Genomic DNA, 18908 nt, shown 5'->3' on the forward strand with positions numbered 1-18908 from the left:
CCGCCGCGCACGGTCGGTGAAGGCCTCGCAGGGGGCCGACAGGTGTCTCCCGGCGCCCTGCGCCGGAGTGGACCATTCAGGGGAGGCGATGTGGACCGGTGGACCCTGTCCCGGGACGCGGTACCACGATGAACTGAAGGTCCGGGCCGCCGTCGCGGCTGCTGTGGGCGCTACCCGGGGAGACCGGAGGATGTCGTGCCGGACAAGAAGGGCCTGACGACCGGCCGTGACGAAGGTCGGCCAGTGGATGCACGTGCGCGCCGATGGCTGGAGCCCGTTCTGCTGGTGGTGACCACCGCGGCGCTTGCCGCCGGTGGCATCGCCTGGCTGGCCGGCAGCCAGACCGTCGCCGACCTCTGCTGGGCGGCCGGCACCGTACTGGCCATCGCTCCGGCTGTGGCCTGGGTCGTGGTCGCGCTGCGCAAGGGACGCGCCGGCGTCGACCTGATCGCGGTGCTGGCCCTGGTCGGCACCCTGGCGGTGGGCGAGTACCTGGCGGGTGCCCTGATCGCCGTGATGCTGGCCACCGGACGCGCTCTGGACGCTGCCGCCGAACGCCGGGCCTCGCACGACCTGCGCGCCCTGCTCGAGCACGCGCCGCGCACCGCGCGCCGCCGCACGGGCCGCGAGGTGGCCGTCGTCCCGCTGGCCGAAGTCGCCGTCGGCGACGTGCTCGTCGTCGGGCCCGGCGACGTGGTCCCGGTGGACGGCCGGGTCAGCGACGGCACGGCCGTGCTCGACGAGTCCGTGCTCACCGGCGAGTCCGAACAGGTGGAACGCGGCACCGAGGACGCCGTGCGCAGCGGTGTCGTCAACGCTGGCGGCGTCTTCGAGATCACGGCGACCGCCACCGCCGAGGACAGCACCTATGCGGAGATCGTCCGCCTCGCCGAGCAGGCCGGCGCGCAACGGGCACCCACCGTGCGCCTCGCCGAGCGCTACGCCGCCTGGTTCCTGCCCCTGTCCCTCGCGCTCGCCGGGCTGGCCTGGCTGCTCAGCGGCGACGCCGTGCGGGCGGTGGCGGTCCTGGTGGTCGCGACCCCCTGCCCCCTGCTGCTGGCCGCACCGGTCGCCATCGTCTCGGGACTCTCGCGCGCCGCACGGCGCGGCGTCATCGTCCGCGACGGTGTGGCGCTGGAGAACCTCGGCCGGGCCCGCACCCTGGTGATCGACAAGACCGGCACCCTCACCGCCGGCCGCCCCCGCGTCCTCGAAGTCGCCGCCGCCCCCGGCCGCACCCCGACCGAGGTACTGCGCCTGGCGGCCTCACTCGACCAGGTGTCCACCCACGTCCTGGCCCAGGCCATCGTCCACGAGGCCCACACCCGCGACCTCACCCTCTCCCTCCCGCGGGACAGCACCGAGAAGCCCGGACGCGGCCCCGCCGGCACCGTCGACGGCCACCACCTCACCGTCGGCAGGACCGACCTCGCGCCGGCCGCCCTCCCCGCCTGGGCGCGGGCCGTCGACAACCGCGCGGTCCTCGACGGCGCCGCCACCGCCTGGCTCACCGTCGACGGCACGCTCGCCGGAGCCGTCCTGCTGCGCGACCCGCTGCGCCGCGACGCCCCGCACACCGTGCAACGGCTGCGCGAAGCCGGACTGATCCGGCTGGTCATGCTCACCGGCGACCGCCCCGAACCCGCCCGCGAGGTAGGCGCCGTTCTGGGACTCGACGAGGTCCGCTCCGGGCAGTCACCCGCCGACAAGGTCGCTGCCGTCCGCGCCGAATCCGCCCGTGCCGTCACCCTCATGGTCGGCGACGGCGTCAACGACGCCCCCGCGCTCGCCGCCGCCGACATCGGCGCAGCGATGGGCGCACGCGGCTCCAGCGCCTCCTCCGAAGCCGCCGACATCGTCCTCACCACCGACCGAGTGGACCGCCTCTCCGACGCCATGGAGATCGCCGTCCGCGCCCGCCGCATCGCCGTCCAGAGCGCCGCCGGCGGCATGGCCCTGTCGCTGCTCGCGATGGTCGCCGCCCTGCTCGGCCTGCTGCCCCCGGCCGCAGGCGCGCTCCTTCAGGAGGCCATCGACGTCCTGGTCATCCTCAACGCCCTGCGCGCCCTGCTGCCCGCCCGCGGAGCCAGGCCCCCACTCGAACCCGACACCGAAGACCTCATCCACCGCTTCGCCACCGAACACGACGACCTCCGCGACACCCTCGACGCCATCCGCGAAGCAGCCGGCCTGCTCACCACCGAGCACGGCCCACGCGCCCTCGCTGCCGTCCGGGAGATCGACCGCCTCCTCACCGACCGCCTCCTCCCGCACGAACACGCCGAGGAACACCAGCTCTACCCCGCCCTGACCCGACGCCTCGGCGGCACCGAAGCCACCGAGACCATGAGCCGCGCCCACACCGAGATCGACCGCCTCGCCCGCCGCATCACCACCCACCTCCACCTCGCCGACGAGGAAGGCCACCTGCGCCCGGAGCAGATCGACGACCTCACCGCCTGCCTCTACGGACTCCACGCCGTCCTGCGCCTGCACTTCCAGCAGGAGGAGGAGAGCTACTTCTCCCTCGTCCCCTGAACTGCCGCCCACCGAGACGCGGACACCCATCCGCGGCACCGCTGCCGCTCACCGGTCGCCGGTGCCGAAGTCGCGCCGACCATCGGTGCGTGGGCTCGCTCCGGATCGGCCGGCATCGGTCGCGCTCTTCGGGCGCATCCCCTTCACTGTTACGCGACGCCGGAGGGGCGGCAGCGAGCCGGCACAGGTGACCGTGATCGTCCTGCCCCGGGCCGCAGGGGTGGGCGTGATCGGCTCGCTGCCGGTGGTCTGCGCCCCACCGGCGGTCGGCGCCCGGCGCGTCACGCGATCGCCCGCGCGCGGCTTCGCGCGGCGTAACCGGGTGGTGCGGGTACAGGCTGGACGATGGAGGCACGCCGTAGAAGCCCGGTGCTGTGGGCTGGCTTGGGGCCGGCCGGCCCGGCATCGGGACCGTCGGACCCAGGGCGCCGCACGGTCACGGTACGGAGACTGGTCATGACCCGCGGACGGGGGCGTTTCGAGGAGGCGCGATGACGGTCCTGGTCGGCTATGCGAGCGCGCACGGCTCCACCCGGGAGATCGCCGAGCGCATCGGCGCTCGGCTGGCCGAGTCCGGCTGCCGTGCCGATGTCCGGCCGCTCGACGACGGGACGGCCGTGGACGGCTACACCGCCTTCGTGCTGGGCAGCGCGGTCCACAACCGACGGTGGCTGCCGGAGGCGGCAGCCTTCCTGCGACGCCACTGTGACACGCTCGTGCACGGTCGGGTCTGGGCCTTCAGCGTCGGTATGCCCGCCGCGCTGCGGGGGCCGTGGCGCAGGTTCGCCTGGCGCGAGGAGGCGATCGTCCTCGACGCGCTCGTGCCGCTGCCCGGCCTGTGCGGGCACCGCCTCTTCTCCGGTGTCGTCACCCGCGAACAACTCGGCCGGGTGGGCACACTCGCACTCCGCCTCCTGGGCGGCCACACCGGGGACTACCGTGACTGGGACGCCATCGACGCCTGGGCCGCCGAGATCGCCGAGACGCTCATGGCCGCCGGGAAGGCCCCGGGGCGCTGACCTCGGCCCTGGGGATCACTGCGACACCACCGCGCCGATCCCCGGTTGCTGACCGCTCATGGACCTCCCGGCTGTGCGGTCCTGTCCTCGGGCAGGCGGTACTCAAGCCGGGCCAGCGCCGAAAGCGCGTGGACGTGGGCCCTCGCACCTCACGCAGGGCAGGGCCAGGCGCAGCCCTTCGGTCGGCCATGTCCGGCTCGCCGGGACGCGCGGACTTGACAGCATCGGTTTGTGTGCCGGGCCTCGCCGGCTCCTGCCGCCCCCGTACGATGGCGGAAAGCACCGCCTCTTCCACTGTGCGAGTGTCGACTGTCATCAACGCCCGTTCCTATGGCGGGCCAGGTTTTCGGAGAAGGGGTGTGGGGTGCGTGGCTGCGACAGCTGACCACCTCAAGGCGCTCCTCACCGCGCATGCCGAAGGCGACGAGGACCTCTTCTACAGCGTCGCTCTCCAGGTCGCTGCGAAGTCCGCCCGGCAGGGGCACGGAAAGCTCGCCGTCGAGATCCGCGAACTCATCGACGCCGCCCGCGCCCAGAAGATCCCCCGCACCGGCCCCACCCCCGTCGTGCAACCCAGGGGCGAGCTGGCCAGCCTGCTCACCGCCGGCTACTCCGACGTCCGCCTCGACGACATGACTCTCGCCGAGGACCTCCGCGCCTGCCTCGACAAGGTCCTCCACGAGCAGCGCCAGCGCGCCCGCCTCGAACGGTTCGGCTTCACGCCCGTCCACCGGATCCTGCTGTCCGGGCCGCCGGGCACCGGCAAGAGCATGACCGCCGCCGCCCTGGCCAAGGAACTTTCCCTGCCGCTGTTCACCATCCGCCTCGACGGGCTGATCAGCCGCTTCATGGGCGAGACCGCCTCCAAGCTCCGCCTGATCTTCGAAGCAGCAGCCGAGACCCGGGCGGTGTATCTCTTCGACGAGTTCGACGCCCTCGGCGCGGAGCGCACCGCCGGTAACGACGTCGGTGAAGCCCGCCGCATCCTCAACTCCTTCCTCCTCTTCCTCGACGAGGCCCCCTCCGAAAGCCTCGTCGTCGCCGCCACCAACCACCGCCAACTCCTCGACCGAGCCCTCTTCCGCCGCTTCGACCTCGTCGTCCGCTACGCGCCCCCTCCCCGGACCAGGCGATCGAGGTTTTGCAGCGAAGGCTCACCGGTATGAACACCGCAGCAGTACGGTGGTCCGACCTGACCGGCAAGGTCGACCAGCTCAGCCACGCCGAGCTGGTCAAAGCCGCGGAGTCGGCAGCCAAACGCGCCATCCCCAACTTCACCGAAGAGATCCACACGACCCAGCGCGCCCTGCAGATGCCGCTCGTGGCCGACCTCGCCACCCGTCTCGAGCAGGCACCGCCCGGATCCACCCACCGTGTGCATCCTGGACACCGGAATCCGCCAGGAACACGTTCTGCTGAAGGACGCGCTCGCCGGCCGCGCGCAGAGCGCCTTCCCCACGGAAGGCCCGGAGGACCGCAACGGGCACGGCACCTGGATGGCCGGCCTGGCGCTCTACGGTGACCTCGACGCCGCACTGACGACCAATGATCCCGTGCGCCTCACCCACGGCATCGAAGCGGTCATGCTCCTGCCGGCGAAGACCCCCGGCACTCCCCGCACCTTCGGCGAGGTCACGGCCGACGCGGTAGCCGTCGCTGAGACCGGATCCGTCGAGCAGCCCCGTGCCCGGGTGTTCTCGATGGCCGTCACCAAGCACTCCGTCCGCCCGGAGAACGGCACCGACGGAACGGCGACCCTCTGGTCGGCCACGTCGACGCGCTCGCGGCCGGCACGTCCGTCACCGTCCGCGACGACCGAATCGAACTGCACGGCGCCCCCGACCCGGCCGCCTCCCGGCTGATCGTCGTCTCGGTCGGCAACATCCGCGACCGCCTGCCCCACGAGATGCGAGCCGCCGACGGCAGCCCCACGCACCTCGACCTGTGCGACACCTCCCGCATCGAAGACCCCGCACAGGCCTGGAACATCCTCGCCGTCGGGGCCCACACCAACCTCACCGACGTTCCCGACCACCCCGACTTCAAGGGCTACCGCGCCCTCGCGTCGGCCGGGGAACTCTCGCCCTTCAGCCGTACCTCCGTGGCGATGGGCGAGTCCACCCCCATCAAGCCGGACATCGTCCTCGAAGGCGGCAACCTCCTCGTCGACGACGCCAACACCCAGTGGCACGAGCACGACATCGTCGGCCTCACCACCACCGGCATCCACATCGACCGGCCCCTCACCACGGCGAATGCCACCAGCGCAGCCACCGCCCAGGCCGCCCGCCTGGCAGCGATGGCCCACGCCGCCTACCCAGCCCTTGGCCCCGAAGCGATCCGCGGCCTGCTGGTCCACGAGGCCCGCTGGACCACGCCCATGCTCCAGGGCGTCTACACCAGGACCGGCCGGCCCAAAATGGGCCGGGTGACTTCGCGAGAAAGGTACTGCGCCGCTACGGCTGGGGCGTACCGACCGAGGAGAGGGTCCTGTCGAGCGCGGCGAACGCCGTCACCCTCATGTTCCAGGGCTCGCTCATCCCGTACCGCCGCTACCCGGGGGGTGTCCGCCTGGGTGAGCTCAAGCTCCACGAGCTTCCCTGGCCCCGTGAGCAGCTGGACGACCTGGGCGGCACGGACGTCGAGCTGCGGGTCACCCTGTCGTACTTCGTCGAACCCAACCCCGGCCGGCGCGGTGTCAGAGGCCAGCGCACCTACCCCTCCCATCGGCTCAGGTTCGCCATGAAGGGCTCCCTCGAGTCCCGGGCCGCTTTCGAGCGCCGCATCGCGGAGACCGCGGAGGCGGGGGACGACGGAATCACCAGGGTCAAGAAGTTCGACAGCGACGACGCGTGGGTCGTCGGCCCGACCAACCGCAAACGCGGCTCACTCCACTCCGACGTCTGGAGGGGCGACGCGACAGCGCTGGCCGGCAGCGGCATGCCCGCCGTCTACCCTGCCGGCGGCTGGTGGAAGGACCACGACCGCTCCGACCGGGTCGGCCGTCCCGTCTCCTGCGCCCTGCTGGTGTCGCTGGCGACAACAGAGGTCGAGGCCGACCTCTACACGCCCACGGCCGTAAAGCTCGACGTGCCGATCCCGGCCGGCCTCGCCGCCCGAGTCGAGACGTCGCACGGAGTGCCGGTCCAACTGCCGATCAGCTGGTAGCTGGCATCGGGCAGGCAGCGGCCGTCGAGTACGACGCCCCCGGAGCCGGCGCAGTGGACACGGACGGCACGGCGCCGGACCTGCTCAGCGGCCGGCCGGGTCGGCTCCCTGGATCCGCCGGCGGAGGGTGGTGGCGAAGTCCTCGGCGCGGGACAGCTGGACGCGCAGATCGGCGATGCGGTCCTGGGCGGCCTGCTCGTAGTCGCGGACGCGGTCGAGCAGCTTCTCCCGCGCGCCGGGGTCGAGCCGGCTGCCGGCGTCGAGGCGGTCGGTGGCGTCGAGGAGGTCGCGCATCCGGTCGAGGCTGAAGCCGAGGGGCTTCATGCGGCGGATGACCATGAGGCGGGCGACGTCGGCCTCCGTGTACAGGCGGAAGCCGCCCTGGGAGCGGGCGGAGGGGATGACGAGGCCGGTCTCCTCGTAGTGCCGGATGGTGCGCAGGGACAGGTCGGTGCGGGCGGCGACCTCGCCGATCTGCATGTGCTCGGATTCCACGCCCGCCATCCCCGTGTCACTCTCGTCTCTCGGTCCGTCGGCGGCCGACGACTCCAAACCCTCCCTACTCTAACGTCAGGGTAGAGTTGGCGGCGCGGGGTGGCCTCGTGCCTTCCCCGACCCTACGGCCTGTGCGCGTGGTGCGGGCCCACCGCCGTGTCGGGGCCGAAGCCGCTCCCGCGAACATCCGCCGGCAGGAGACGAAGCGTGCGCATGCCCCACGTGCCCGGCGCCGCCGTCTGCCCGCCGTGACGCAGCACGTGCCGTGAGCTGATCGGCTGCCTTCGGGCCCGCCTCGCTCGGCCCCTTCCGTCTTCCGCCCGCCACCTCGGGCGATCCGCGGGGTTGCCGCCCTGGCCTCCCGCGTTCCAGTCCCCGCGCGTACCGCCGGTCGCGCCCGAGCACGACAGGTCCACCCCCTCTTGCAGACTTCCCCGCTCGCCGCTGCCTCGCGCCTGCGCGGCTCCCGTCCGTCCTGGCTGTCGCCGAAGGTCTTCCGCACCGAGGTGCTGGCGGGCCTGGTGGTCGCGCTCGCGCTGATCCCCGAGGCGATCTCGTTCTCGATCATCGCCGGCGTCGACCCGAAGATCGGGCTGTTCGCGTCCTTCACCATGGCCGTGGTCATCTCGGTCGTCGGCGGCCGGGCGGCGATGATCTCCGCTGCCACCGGTGCCGTCGCCCTGGTCGTCGGACCGCTCAACCGCGAGCACGGCCTGGGCTATCTGGTCGCAGCGGTCATCCTCGGCGGTGTCTTCCAGATCGTGCTGGGCGTGCTGGGGGTGGCGAAGCTGATGCGGTTCGTGCCGCGCAGCGTGATGGTCGGGTTCGTCAACGCCCTTGCGATCCTGATCTTCATGGCCCAGGTCCCCGAGATGACGCACGTGCCCTGGGCCGTGTACCCGCTGATCATCGGCGGCCTGGCGCTGATGGTGTTCTTCCCGAAGGTCACCAAGGTCGTCCCGGCGCCGCTGGTCTCGATCGTCGTCCTCACCGTGATCACGGTCGCAGCCGGGATCGCGGTGCCGACCGTCGGTGACAAGGGCGACCTGCCCTCCTCCCTCCCGGTGCCGGGCCTGCCGGACGTGCCGTTCACCCTGCACACCCTGACGGTCATCGCCCCGTACGCGCTCGCGATGGCGCTGGTCGGGCTGATGGAGTCGCTGATGACCGCCAAGCTCGTCGACGACATCACCGACACCCACTCCTCCAAGACCCGCGAGTCGATCGGCCAGGGCATCGCCAACATCGTCACCGGCTTCTTCGGCGGCATGGGAGGCTGCGCGATGATCGGCCAGACCATGATCAACGTGAAGGTGTCCGGCGCCCGTACCCGCCTGTCGACCTTCCTGGCCGGCGCGTTCCTGATGGTGCTGTGCATCGTCTTCGGCCCCGTCGTCTCCGACATCCCGATGGCCGTGCTGGTCGCCGTCATGGTGATGGTGTCGTTCGCGACCTTCGACTGGCACTCCATCGCCCCCAAGACGCTCAAGCGGATGCCCGCCGGTGAGGTCACCGTCATGGTGATCACCGTCGCCGTCGTCGTCGCCACCTCCAACCTCGCCATCGGCGTCGTCGTCGGGTCGATCACCGCGATGGTCATCTTCGCCAAGCGCGTCGCCCACCTCGCCGACGTCACCGCCGTCACCGACCCCGACGGCACCAGCGTGGTGTACTCGGTGACCGGCGAGCTGTTCTTCGCCTCCTCCAACGACCTGGTCGGCCGGTTCGCCTACGCCACCGACCCCGACAAGGTCGTCATCGACCTCACCGCCGCCCACATCTGGGACGCCTCCTCCGTCGCCGCCCTCGACGCCATCGAGACCAAGTACGCCCAGCGCGGCAAGACGGTGGAGATCATCGGCCTCAACCAGCCCAGCGCCCAGATCCACCAGACACTCAGCGGCGAACTCGCCAGCCACTGACGCGCCACACCGCGCCGGCTCTCCGAACTCCCGGAGGGCCGGCGCCGTCGTTCGGCGCCCCCAGCGCCCCCGTCGCCGTCTCCGCCCTCTACCTCTGGCTGCGCTACATCCTCCTCACCTGACGGCGTGCCAATGGCAGTCGGCCGGCCGGGGCAGACGGCGTTGCCACACCGGGTCATCGACGGCTCCTGCTCACGGCGGGCGAGGCAGCAGAAGTCCTGCGTGGCCCCTCCCCGCTGCTGCTCGGCTGCGCCGGGGCTCCCCGGGAGGTCTGCCCAGCCACTTGACGGGTCGTCCCCGGTGCGCGGCGCCTGGTCCTCGCCGTCGGCTGCCACCCGGCAGCCGACACGCCGGTGCCCGTGGTGGCGGTCCGGGTCGGGTCCGATCTCCAGCCGCCACGCCTGAACTGAAGCAGCCGGGCTGTCATCGGTCGCCGATCGGAGTTGGCGACGTTCGTGCCCGCAGAGGCCAGTGCGAGGACCGCTGCCGCACCGGAAGCTACCGCCAGGAACGCGAACATCACCGGGGTGCCACCTGGACGCGGACCGAGGGCGGCGGTGGCCCACGGCGCGAGCGCGCCGGCCACGGTGGCCGGCGCGGTCAAGAGGGCGGTGAGGCGGCCGTAGGCGGTGGTGCCCCGACGGTCGGTGACGGCAGTGGCCTGGAGAAGGGTGAGGTTGCCCCGGACGGTGCCGGCCAGGACGGCGATGGCGATGAGCAGGGCGGCGGGTCCGGGTACGGCGGCGAGGAGGGCGGTGGTGGCGCCGCCTGCGGCGATGATTGCCGTGGTTCTGATGGTGACAGTGGTGCGGCGGGCGAGGGCTGCGTAGAGAGTGCGGCCGAGGGTCTGGCCGAGGCCGCCGAGCCCGAGCGCCCAGGCCGCGGTTGTCGGGCTGCTGCCGCGTTCGGTGAGGAGGGGGACGATGTTGAAGACGACGGCGTACATCGCGAACCCGGAGAGCGTGAACGCCGTGGCGAGCAGGATGAACGGCCGACTCCGGGCGGTGGAGGCTTCCCCGGGTGCCGCACTGCCGGCGGCTCGGGGCGGCGGCGGCCAGGGGTGGCACAGGGCGACGGCGTGGAGCGGGAGCGCCGTGACCGCGAGGATCGCGGCGAGTGCCAGATAGGTGCCGCGCCAGCTGAGGTGCTCGGCGAGGGCTGCGGTGATGGGTGCGAAGACGGTACTGGCGAGGCCGCCGGCGAGGGTGAGGGTGGTCAACGCCCGGACGTGGTCGGGTTGGTGCCAGCGGGTGAGGGCGGCGAAGGCCGGCTGGTAGAAGGTGGCGGCCATCGCTGTGCCGGCCAGCAGCCAGGCCGCGAGGAAGACGGGAAGGTTCGGGGCCAGCGCGGCCGCGATCAGGGCGGCGACCCCGATCAACGAGCCGGTGGTCATGACGATGTGCGGGCCGATCCGGTCGAGGATACGGCCGATGGGGATGCCCGCGAGGGCGGAGACGAGCAGGGCCGCGGAGAACGCGGCCGTGGTCGCCGGGGTGGACCGGCCGGTGTCGGCGGTGATGTGCGGGAGAAGGACGGGGAAGGCGTAGTAGAGGATGCCCCAGCCGGTGATCTGGGTGGCGCAGAGGGCGGGCAGGGCGGCGCGGGGCCGTGACCGATCCCCCGATCCGGTCACGGCCCCACTGGTTTGAAGGGTCGTCACGGCCTGGTCAGCAGCAGCCGGACGGGGCCGCGGTCGGGGTGCCGAGACCGATGCTGAGGACCTGCGGCGCGGCGGGGACCGAGCAGCAGCCGCCGCCGTCCGCCTGGTCGGCATCGGGCTGGTCGAAGAGTCCGGCTCCGCCGCAGACTCCGGTCTCAGGGAGGGTGAGTTCGACGCGGGCGGCGGCCTCGTGGTCGCCGGCGAGGGCGGCGGCCACCGAGCGGACCTGCTCGTAGCCGGTCATGGCGAGGAACGTCGGCGCGCGGCCGTAGGACTTCATGCCGACGAGGTAGACGTCCTTCTCGGGGTGGGCGAGCTCGTTCGCGCCGTGCGGGTAGACGGTCCCACAGGAGTGCTGGTTGGGGTCGATCAGCGGGGCGAGCGCGACCGGCGCCTGGAGGCGCTCGTCGAGGCCGAGGCGGACCTCGGACAGGAAGGAGAGGTCGGGGCGCAGGCCGGTGAGGACGACGACCTGGTCGACCGGTTCGCTGCGGTGCCCGCCCTCATCCACCAGGACCAGCTGCTCGCCGTCGGTCTCGACGGCGGCGGTGCGGAAGCCGGTGAGCGCGGAGGCGTGGCCGTCCTGGACGGCCTTCTTGGCGCGCAGGCCGAGCGCGCCGCGGGCGGGGAGCTGGTCGGCCTCGCCGCCGCCGTAGGTCGAGCCGGTGATGCCGCGCCGCAGCACCCACACCGCGTGTGTGCCGGGCTCGTCCGTCGCCAGGTCGGCGAGGTAGGCGAGAGCGGTGAACGCCGAGGCGCCGGTGCCGACGACGGCGGTGCGCTTGCCGGCGTACCGGGCGCGGACGGCTGGGTCCTTGAGGTCGGGGATGCGGTAGGAAACTCGGCCGTTCGCGGCCCGCTCGCCGAGGGCGGGCACGCCGTTGGCGCCGAGCGGGTTGGGGGTGGACCAGGTGCCGGAGGCGTCGATGACGGCGCGGGCGAGGACGCGTTCCTCGCGGCCGTCGGTGTACTCGACGTGGACGGTAAAGGGCTGCTCGTCGCGGCCGGAGTCGACGATGCGGTCCCGGCCCGCACGGGCCACCCCGGTCACCTTCGCTCCGTAGCGGACCCTCCCCCAGCCTTCGGCCGGGGGTGCCCCCATGTCGAGGACGTCGGCGAGGGGCTGCAGGTAGAGCTCGGCCCAGTCGCCGCCGGACGGGTAGGCCGCGCCGTCGGGCCGGACCCAGCCGGTGGGGGCGAGCAGCTTCTCGGCGGCCGGGTCGACGACCTCGGCCCAGGGCGAGAACAGCCGGACGTGGGCCCATTCGCGCACCGCGGTGCCGGCAGTGGGGCCGGCCTCCAGAACCAGGGGATCGATGTCCTGCTCGATCAGGTGGGCGGCGGCGGCCAGTCCGATCGGGCCGGCGCCGACCACGACGACGGGCAGCCGGCCGGCAGGGGTGTTCTCGCTCATCTCAGGGTCTCCGGAACGGTGATGGGGCAGGTGGGAGGTGGGTCGAGGGTGGTCAGCAGCAGCCGGCACCAGCGGCGACGGCCTCGTGCTTGGCGGCCGGGTCGCAGCAGGTGTCGGCGGCGGTGGCGTCCTCGACGGTCCCGCAACAGGGAGCCGTTGCGGCGGGCGCCTCAACGGCGCGCTCGGTGGCGGTCGGGCCGCAGCAACCGGCGGACTGAGTGGCGGAGTCCGGGGCGGGGGTGGCGTTGTCACTCATGGTGATCTCCTCGGCGAGGACACGTGCTGGTCGGCGGACCGGGAAGACCATCCCGCTTCGCTGATTCGACGTTTGTCGATGTGCTTCGAGCTTGCCGCTCGCATCGACGGATGTCAACATAGACATATGTCGAATCTGGAATTGGTGGAGCTGCCGGTCATCGAGCCGGAGGCCGTGCCGTGCTGCCCGCCGGTGACGTCGGCGGCACTGTCGGAGGCGGACTCGGTGAAGATGGCGGCGATGTTCAAGGCGCTCGCCGACCCGGTCCGGCTGCGGCTGTTCTCCCGGGTCGCCTCGCACGAGGGCGGCGAGGCGTGCGTCTGCGACATCCAGGACGTCGGCGTCTCCCAGCCCACCGTCTCCCACCACCTCAAGAAGCTGCGCGAGGCCGGTCTGCTCACCAGCGAGCGGCGCGGCACCTGGGTCTACTACCGGGTCGCCCCCGAGGTCCTTGCCGCCATGGCCGGCTTGCTGTCGGCGGCCCGCTGAAGCTCCTTGGGGTGCGCAGGGCTTCCGGGCCAGCCTTTCATCAACTATCGTCGATTATCGATGAATGAGACCTCTTCCACCAGCCCCGGGGTCGATGCGGAGGCCGCCGAGCGGTATGCGGCGTGGTTCAAGGCATTGGCCGACCCGACCCGCATCCGGCTGCTGAACCTGCTGGCCGCTGAAGGCCGACCGATGAGCGTCGGCGAGATCGTCGAGCTGGCGAGCGTCGGCCAGTCGACCGTCTCGCACCACCTGAAGATCCTCGCCGCGGTGCGATTCGTCCTGCCCGAACGGCAGGGCACCTCCACCCGGTACGAGGTCAACCGGGCCTGCCTGACGGTCTTCCCGGCCGCCGTGCGGGTGATCCTCGGCGAGGACGAGGAGCGGGCCAGTGGCTGCTGAACCCCTGATCGCCCCGATGACGCCCGAGCACGCCGCGCAGGTCCTGGCGATCTACCGGGCGGGGATCGACGAGGGCAACGCCACCTTCGAGACCACCGCGCCGACGTGGGAGTCGTTCGACGCCGCCAGGCTGCCAGGACATCGGTACGTCGCCCTCGACGAGGCCGGCCGGGTCCTGGGCTGGGTGGCGGCGAGCCGGGTGTCCGACCGGTGCGCGTACGCGGGCGTCGTGGAGCACTCCGTCTACGTCCATCCCGACGCCCGGGGCCGGGGCGTCGCCAGCCGGTTGCTCGGAGCGCTGATCGTCTCGACCGAGACGGCGGGGATCTGGACGATCCAGTCCGGTGTCTTCCAGGAGAACACCGCCAGCCTCGCCGTCCACGCCAAGGCGGGCTTTCGGATCATCGGCACCCGTGAGCGCATCGGCCGCCACCGCGGAATCTGGCGGGACACCGTCCTGATCGAGCGGCGGAGCTCTGCCGTCGTGTGACGACCCGCCGACCGCCGAGACACTGGTGACAGGAGTCCGCGCGACCTATCCAAGCCGGGCCGGACCTCGGCGCAGGTCCGGGCGGCGGGCCGGGCCGCGCGGGTGCAGGCTGGACGCATGGACGGACTCCGTGACCGGCAGATGCCGGGCGCCGTCCCTGCCGCTCGGGCGCATCGGCTGCCGGCCCTGGACTGGGGTTCGTGGCGGACGCCGTTCGTGTTGTTCACCGGCAAGGGCGGAGTGGGTAAGACGACGGTGGCCGGTGCGGTGGCCGTCGCACTGGCGGACGCCGGACGGCGGGTGCTCGTGGTCGGAACCGACCCGGCATCGAACCTCGCGGAGCTCTTCGGCACGACCGTGGGAGCTCAGCGCCGGACTGTTGAGGGAGTTCCTGGCCTGGAGGTGCTCGACCTCGATCCGGACGCGGCGGCCGACGCGTACCGCGAGCGTGTGATCGCCCCCTACCGGGGGACGGTCCCGGAGGAGGAGTGCGGGGCATCGAGGAGCAGTTGGCGGGCGAGTGCACTGTCGAAGTCGCCGCTTTCGACCGCTTCACCCAGCTGATCGTCCATCCCGAGCAGGTGGGCGCCTACGACCACGTCGTCTTCGACACCGCGCCGACCGGTCACACGCTGCGGCTGCTGAGCCTGCCCGCGGCGTGGTCCCGCTACCTCGACAGCGGTGCTGAGGGCGCCAGCTGCCTGGGCCCGCAGTCGGGGTTGGAGAGCCAGCACGCTCAGTACGCCGAGGCCGTGCAGCAGTTGGGCGATCCCGCGCGGACGACAGTGGTGCTGGTGAGCCGACCGGACGCGTCCGCGCTGCGCGAGGCTGGCCGGGCCGGGACCGAGCTGGCCGACCAGGGGATCCGCAACCAGCGCCTGGTCGTCAACGGCCTGTTCACCGGGCCGCTCGCCGGTGACGTGGTCGCCGAGGCGTTCGCGGCGCGGCAGGCGGCGGCCCTGGACGCCATGCCGCCGTCGCTGCGTGGGATGCCCGCCGCGGCGGTGCCGCTCGTCGCACTGGAGCTGACCGGCATCGGCGCACTGCGGGAACTGGCCGCGAACAGGCCCCGCGCCGTGCCCGGGGCCGACACCCCGCCGGGGGACGCCGAGCCGCAACGAGGCCAGGGCGAGGAGGAGCCCGCGCTGCCCGGCCTGGACGCACTCGTCGACGAGCTCGCGGCCGGCCCGCCCGGAGCAGTCCTCGTGATGGGCAAGGGCGGAGTGGGCAAGACGACCATCGCCGCCGCAATCGCCGAGGGCCTCGCCGACCGGGGCCACGAGGTGCACCTGTCCACGACCGACCCCGCCGGCCGCTTCACCGACGTCCTGGAAGGCGACGCCCCCGACCACCTCACGGTCGACCGCATCGACCCCCGCGCCGAACTCGCCCGCTACACCGCCGGACGCCTGCACGCGGCCGCACACCTCGACGCGCAGCGCCGCGCACTGCTGGCAGAGGACCTGCGATCACCGTGCACCCAGGAGCTGGCAGTCTTCCGCGCATTCGCCGGGCTGCTCACCGAGGCCCGCCGGCGGTACGTGGTCGTCGACACCGCCCCCAGCGGCCACACCCTGCGACTGCTCGACCTCACAGGCTCCTACCACCGCCAGGCCATGGCCGACGCAGACCGCATCGCCGGGCGGATCACCACACCCCTGATGCGCCTCCAGAACCCGGCCTCCACCAGGGTGCTCATCGTGACGCTTCCCGAACCGACCCCGGTCTCGGAGGCCGCCGCGCTCCAGGACGACCTGCGCCGGGCCGGCATCGAACCGTACGGCTGGGTGGTCAACGCCGCCCTGACCGCCAGCGGTACCCGCGATCCGCTCCTGCGGGCCCGAGCCGCCCTCGAACACCCCCATCTGCACCGCGTCCGCGACGAGTTGGCAGCCCGGACCTGGCTGGCACCCTGGCGCAGTTTGGACGTTCGTTGAGGCCAGTCGGATGCCGCCGCCGTGGTGGTCCGACCTGCACCATGACCGGCCCCGCTACCCGTTGTGGGGCGTCCGAGTTCGCCGGGCGGGGACGTGTTCGAAGGCAGGTCTGCACCGGGTGACAGGTTGCGTCTCTCCGTCGCAGTACCGGGCAGCGGTCAGTGCAGGAGATCGGCGATCTCGGTGACGGCCTGCCGGGCGGTGCGGCCCACGCCGATGAGGGTCGCGGAGGCGGGTCCGGCCCAGTCGCCGTAGCCGATCAGGTGGATGCGCGGGTCGGCCGTCGCCCGGGTGCCGATGGTGTCGATCCGGCCGCGTTCGCCGGTCCGCAGGCCGAGCGGGGCGAGGTGGGTGAGGGCGGGGCGGAAGCCGGTGCACCAGATGACCGCGTCGGCCGGCCACACGGTTCCGTCGGTGAAGCGCGGCCCTTCGGCGGTGAGGGCGTCGAACATGCGGTGATCATCGAGGAGTCCGGCCGCACGGGCCTGGCGGACGGGCGGGACGGCGACGATGTCGCCGAGGTCGCTGATGCGCGGGCCGCCGTCCTGGACGCGGCGGGTCGCGATCTCGAACAGGGCGCGGCCGTCGATCTCGTCGGGCAGGAGCCGGGCGGAGCGGCGGGTCACCCACCGGACGGCGTCGGCACGGCCGGTGAGGTCAGCGGCGATCTGTGCGCCGGAGTTGCCGCCGCCCACGACGACGACCCGCTGGCCGGTGAAGTCCTCGGCGCGGTGGTAGTCACGGGTGTGCAGCTGTCGACCGGCGAACAGCTCTCGGCCGGAAACAGCGGGAATGAATGGCCGCGACCAGGAGCCGGTGGCGCTGATCAGCGCCCGGGCGCGCCAGTCGCCCTCCTCGGTGCGGGCCAGTAGGCCGCCGTCACCGGCGTTCTCGACCGCCCGCAGCTGAACCGGTCGGTGGACGGGCAGCTCGTACCGTTTCTCGTACTCAGCCAAGTACGCTGCGACGTGCTCCGTGTCCGGATAGGTCTGCCCGGCCTGACCCGGCATCGGACGCCCGGGCAGCGACGAGTACGCGGCAGGAGAGAACAGCCGCAGGCTCTCCCAGTAGTGCTGCCATGCGCCACCCGGCGCGTCGGATGCATCGAGGATCGCGAAGTCGAGTCCGGCGCGCCGCAGGTAGTATCCGGCGGCGAGGCCGGCCTGGCCGGCCCCGACGACGAGGACCTGGACGCGCCGGACCGGGCTCACTTGGCGGTGGCCTTGGTGCGGTGGGTGAAGATCAGCACGACGAGGGCCAGGCCGACGATGCCGCCGACGAGCTGCATCCCGATGAACCCGGGCAGCGAACTCGGGGCGATGCCGGCGAAGGTGTCGGTGAACGCCCGGCCGATGGAGACCGCGGGATTGGCGAACGAGGTCGAGGACGTGAACCAGTACGCGGAGCCGATGTAGGAAGCGACCGCGACCGGTGCGAAACGCAGGTGGTCGGTCTTCGCCAGGCCGAAGATCAGCAGCACCAGTCCGGCGGTGGCCACGACCTCGCCCAGCAGCAGGTGTCCGGCCGAGCGGTCGTGGGTGGACCACTTCACCAGCTGTTCGCCGAACATGGCGTCCGCGAGGATCGCGCCGCCGATCGCCCCCGCGATCTGCGCCGGGACGTACGCGGCGACCTCCCGGCCCCCGAGACCCTGGGGATCCTTGCGGCCGGACCACCACTCGGCCAGCGTCACGACCGGGTTGAAATGCGCACCGGAGACGGGACCGAGCAGCAGGATGAGAACGCCGAGGCCGAAGACGGTGGCCAGGGAGTTGGCCAGCAGCTGCAGGCCGACATCCTTGGTGAGCTCGGTGGCCTGGATACCGGAACCGACCACGACGGCGACCAGGGCGGCGGTGCCGACCAACTCGGCCGCGACGCGGTTCAGCAGCGGAACGGCCGACGGCTCGGCAGCGAGAGGCTCGGCCTCGGTGACTTCGGGTCTCGCCTCGTCTATGGCGCTCAACAGGTACTCCTCGTGCAGGGCGGAGTGGGGCCGCCGGGATGGGGCTGGACGGTTCAGCAGGACCGCTTGCGGTTGACCGCGGCGGCTTCGCGGGCGGTGGCGGCCAGCCCGGCGAACTCCCCGGCGACGGCTTCCAGGGCCTCGGCGCGGAGCTTGTAGTACGTGAAGCGCCCGCAGGGCTCGGTGTCGACCAGCCCGGCCTCGCGCAGGATCTTCAGGTGGTTCGACAGGTTGGTCTGCCGGGCACCGGTCTCCTTGACCAGATGCGTCGTGCACAGCGCCTCCTCGGCGAGGAGCGCGATGATCTGCATCCGGAGGGGATCGGCCAGAGCCTTCAAGACGTCACTGTCGACTGATGTCACCATGGGCTGATACGTTACCCGTGTCGGGGCCCCGAAGCGAGCCCCCTCCTCCCGGCCGCCACCGGGGACACCTGCGCGACTTCGCCTCATGACCCTCCCCCAGCCTTCGGCCGGGCGGTGCCCCCATCCCCTGAAGGGCTGGAACCCCTGATGACCGAATCCCCGCCGTCGGTGCCGGACCCGAGACTCTCGGCGGGTGCCGCCCGCCTGGCCCTGCGCTACGACGGCGCTTTCGCGCCGGAGGCCGTCCAGCGGCTGCTGGACGATTCCTACCGTCTCCTCGCCGAACTCACCGACCAGCCGAAGTAACCCCCACCCGTCCCACAGCGGGCACCGCACAACCGAAGGACACCTCACCATGACCACCGCGCCGATCGCCTCCGTGCTGTTCGTCTGCATCCACAATGCCGGCCGTTCGCAGATGGCCGCGGGCTTCCTGCGCCACCTCGCCGGCGACCGCGTCGAGGTCCGTTCCGCCGGCTCCGTCCCGGGCGACCGGATCAACCCCTCGGCCGTGGCCGCGATGGCCGAGCTGGGAATCGACATCTCGGACCAGAAGCCGAAGGTGCTGACCTCCGAGGCCGTCCAGGCGTCCGACTACGTGATCACCATGGGCTGCGGCGACGCCTGCCCGTACTTCCCCGGCAAGAAGTACCTCGACTGGAAGCTGGACGACCCGGCCGGCCAGGGCGTCGAGGCCGTCCGTCCGATCCGCGACGAGATCAAGGGCCTCATCGAGAACCTGATCGCCGAGATCGACGCCAAGGCCGTCCAGGGCAAGGAGAGCTGA

20 protein-coding genes and 1 pseudogene are annotated in these 18908 nt (G+C 72.3%); 14 read left to right on the top strand and 7 right to left on the bottom strand.

Features of this window, described 5'->3' with window-relative positions; all coding sequences use genetic code 11:
- Window positions 1-243: 243 nt before the first annotated feature.
- From OG715_RS31500 to OG715_RS31520, 6 genes and pseudogenes are all read left to right on the top strand, one after another.
- Entirely contained in the window at window positions 244-2538 is a 2295-nt protein-coding gene (locus OG715_RS31500; protein ID WP_266273909.1) for a heavy metal translocating P-type ATPase, read from the top strand.
- Window positions 2539-3029: 491 nt separating this feature from the next.
- Complete coding sequence (locus OG715_RS31505; protein ID WP_266273908.1) at window positions 3030-3557, top strand: flavodoxin domain-containing protein; 528 nt, start codon at window positions 3030-3032, stop codon at window positions 3555-3557.
- A gap of 368 nt (window positions 3558-3925) precedes the next feature.
- A complete protein-coding gene (locus tag OG715_RS31510; RefSeq protein ID WP_266273907.1) occupies window positions 3926-4723 on the top strand; it encodes an AAA family ATPase in 798 nt (265 codons plus the stop codon).
- 207 nt (window positions 4724-4930) lie between these two features.
- Complete coding sequence (locus OG715_RS42495) at window positions 4931-5419, top strand: S8 family serine peptidase (RefSeq protein WP_353962757.1); 489 nt, start codon at window positions 4931-4933, stop codon at window positions 5417-5419.
- Window positions 5420-5463: 44 nt separating this feature from the next.
- Window positions 5464-5862 (top strand): annotated as a pseudogene (locus OG715_RS42500) (S8 family serine peptidase); the annotation flags it as partial.
- A 215-nt stretch (window positions 5863-6077) separates the two neighbouring features.
- Window positions 6078-6725, top strand: a complete 648-nt coding sequence (locus OG715_RS31520; RefSeq protein WP_266273905.1) for a hypothetical protein — start codon at window positions 6078-6080, stop codon at window positions 6723-6725.
- An 84-nt stretch (window positions 6726-6809) separates the two neighbouring features.
- Here the strand turns inward: OG715_RS31520 and OG715_RS31525 are convergent, their stop codons facing one another.
- Window positions 6810-7220 (bottom strand): MerR family transcriptional regulator, encoded by a 411-nt coding sequence (locus OG715_RS31525; RefSeq protein ID WP_266273904.1) that lies wholly within the window; start codon window positions 7218-7220, stop codon window positions 6810-6812.
- 422 nt (window positions 7221-7642) lie between these two features.
- Here OG715_RS31525 and OG715_RS31530 point away from each other — a divergent pair, with 422 nt between their 5' ends.
- Window positions 7643-9142, top strand: a complete 1500-nt coding sequence (locus tag OG715_RS31530) for a SulP family inorganic anion transporter (RefSeq protein WP_266273903.1) — start codon at window positions 7643-7645, stop codon at window positions 9140-9142.
- A 175-nt stretch (window positions 9143-9317) separates the two neighbouring features.
- Here OG715_RS31530 and OG715_RS31535 read toward each other — a convergent pair whose 3' ends face one another.
- Genes OG715_RS31535 through OG715_RS31545 form a run of 3 tightly spaced genes read right to left on the bottom strand, consistent with a single transcriptional unit; the run spans window position 9318 to window position 12472 of the window.
- Window positions 9318-10775, bottom strand: a complete 1458-nt coding sequence (locus tag OG715_RS31535) for an MFS transporter (protein ID WP_407661042.1) — start codon at window positions 10773-10775, stop codon at window positions 9318-9320.
- 34 nt (window positions 10776-10809) lie between these two features.
- Window positions 10810-12216, bottom strand: a complete 1407-nt coding sequence (locus OG715_RS31540) for an FAD-dependent oxidoreductase (protein ID WP_266273902.1) — start codon at window positions 12214-12216, stop codon at window positions 10810-10812.
- Between the two features lie 52 nt (window positions 12217-12268).
- On the bottom strand, window positions 12269-12472 hold the full coding sequence (locus OG715_RS31545) for a hypothetical protein (protein ID WP_266273901.1): 204 nt from the start codon (window positions 12470-12472) through the stop codon (window positions 12269-12271).
- 126 nt (window positions 12473-12598) lie between these two features.
- Between OG715_RS31545 and OG715_RS31550 the strand changes: the two genes are divergently transcribed.
- From OG715_RS31550 to OG715_RS31570, 5 genes are all read left to right on the top strand, one after another.
- Window positions 12599-12961: an ArsR/SmtB family transcription factor gene (locus tag OG715_RS31550; protein WP_266273900.1), complete on the top strand. Its 363-nt coding sequence runs from the start codon at window positions 12599-12601 to the stop codon at window positions 12959-12961.
- 60 nt (window positions 12962-13021) lie between these two features.
- A complete protein-coding gene (locus OG715_RS31555; protein WP_266273899.1) occupies window positions 13022-13363 on the top strand; it encodes an ArsR/SmtB family transcription factor in 342 nt (113 codons plus the stop codon).
- Between the two features lie 16 nt (window positions 13364-13379).
- Window positions 13380-13853, top strand: coding sequence for a GNAT family N-acetyltransferase (locus OG715_RS31560; RefSeq protein WP_266274639.1), 474 nt, complete (start codon window positions 13380-13382; stop codon window positions 13851-13853).
- A gap of 117 nt (window positions 13854-13970) precedes the next feature.
- Entirely contained in the window at window positions 13971-14417 is a 447-nt protein-coding gene (locus OG715_RS31565; protein WP_266273898.1) for an ArsA-related P-loop ATPase, read from the top strand.
- Entirely contained in the window at window positions 14342-15790 is a 1449-nt protein-coding gene (locus OG715_RS31570; protein ID WP_266273897.1) for an ArsA-related P-loop ATPase, read from the top strand. The genes OG715_RS31565 and OG715_RS31570 overlap by 76 nt, the downstream gene beginning before the upstream one ends.
- Window positions 15791-15948: 158 nt before the next feature.
- Here the strand turns inward: OG715_RS31570 and OG715_RS31575 are convergent, their stop codons facing one another.
- From OG715_RS31575 to OG715_RS31585, 3 genes are read right to left on the bottom strand one after another with little or no spacing between them, the layout of a single operon-like run.
- A complete protein-coding gene (locus tag OG715_RS31575) occupies window positions 15949-17001 on the bottom strand; it encodes an ArsO family NAD(P)H-dependent flavin-containing monooxygenase (protein ID WP_266273896.1) in 1053 nt (350 codons plus the stop codon).
- Window positions 16998-17756 carry an aquaporin gene (locus tag OG715_RS31580; RefSeq protein ID WP_266273895.1) on the bottom strand — a complete coding sequence of 253 codons (759 nt, stop codon included), beginning with the start codon at window positions 17754-17756 and terminating at the stop codon, window positions 16998-17000. The genes OG715_RS31575 and OG715_RS31580 overlap by 4 nt, the downstream gene beginning before the upstream one ends.
- A 53-nt stretch (window positions 17757-17809) precedes the next feature.
- Window positions 17810-18121, bottom strand: coding sequence for an ArsR/SmtB family transcription factor (locus OG715_RS31585; protein ID WP_266273894.1), 312 nt, complete (start codon window positions 18119-18121; stop codon window positions 17810-17812).
- A gap of 147 nt (window positions 18122-18268) precedes the next feature.
- Between OG715_RS31585 and OG715_RS31590 the strand changes: the two genes are divergently transcribed.
- Both OG715_RS31590 and OG715_RS31595 read left to right on the top strand, forming a co-directional pair.
- Window positions 18269-18427 carry a hypothetical protein gene (locus tag OG715_RS31590; RefSeq protein WP_266273893.1) on the top strand — a complete coding sequence of 53 codons (159 nt, stop codon included), beginning with the start codon at window positions 18269-18271 and terminating at the stop codon, window positions 18425-18427.
- Window positions 18428-18476: 49 nt separating this feature from the next.
- Window positions 18477-18908, top strand: coding sequence for an arsenate reductase ArsC (locus OG715_RS31595; RefSeq protein ID WP_266273892.1), 432 nt, complete (start codon window positions 18477-18479; stop codon window positions 18906-18908).

Source organism: Kitasatospora purpeofusca, from assembly GCF_036010405.1.
Taxonomy (GTDB): Bacteria; Actinomycetota; Actinomycetes; order Streptomycetales; family Streptomycetaceae; genus Kitasatospora; species Kitasatospora purpeofusca.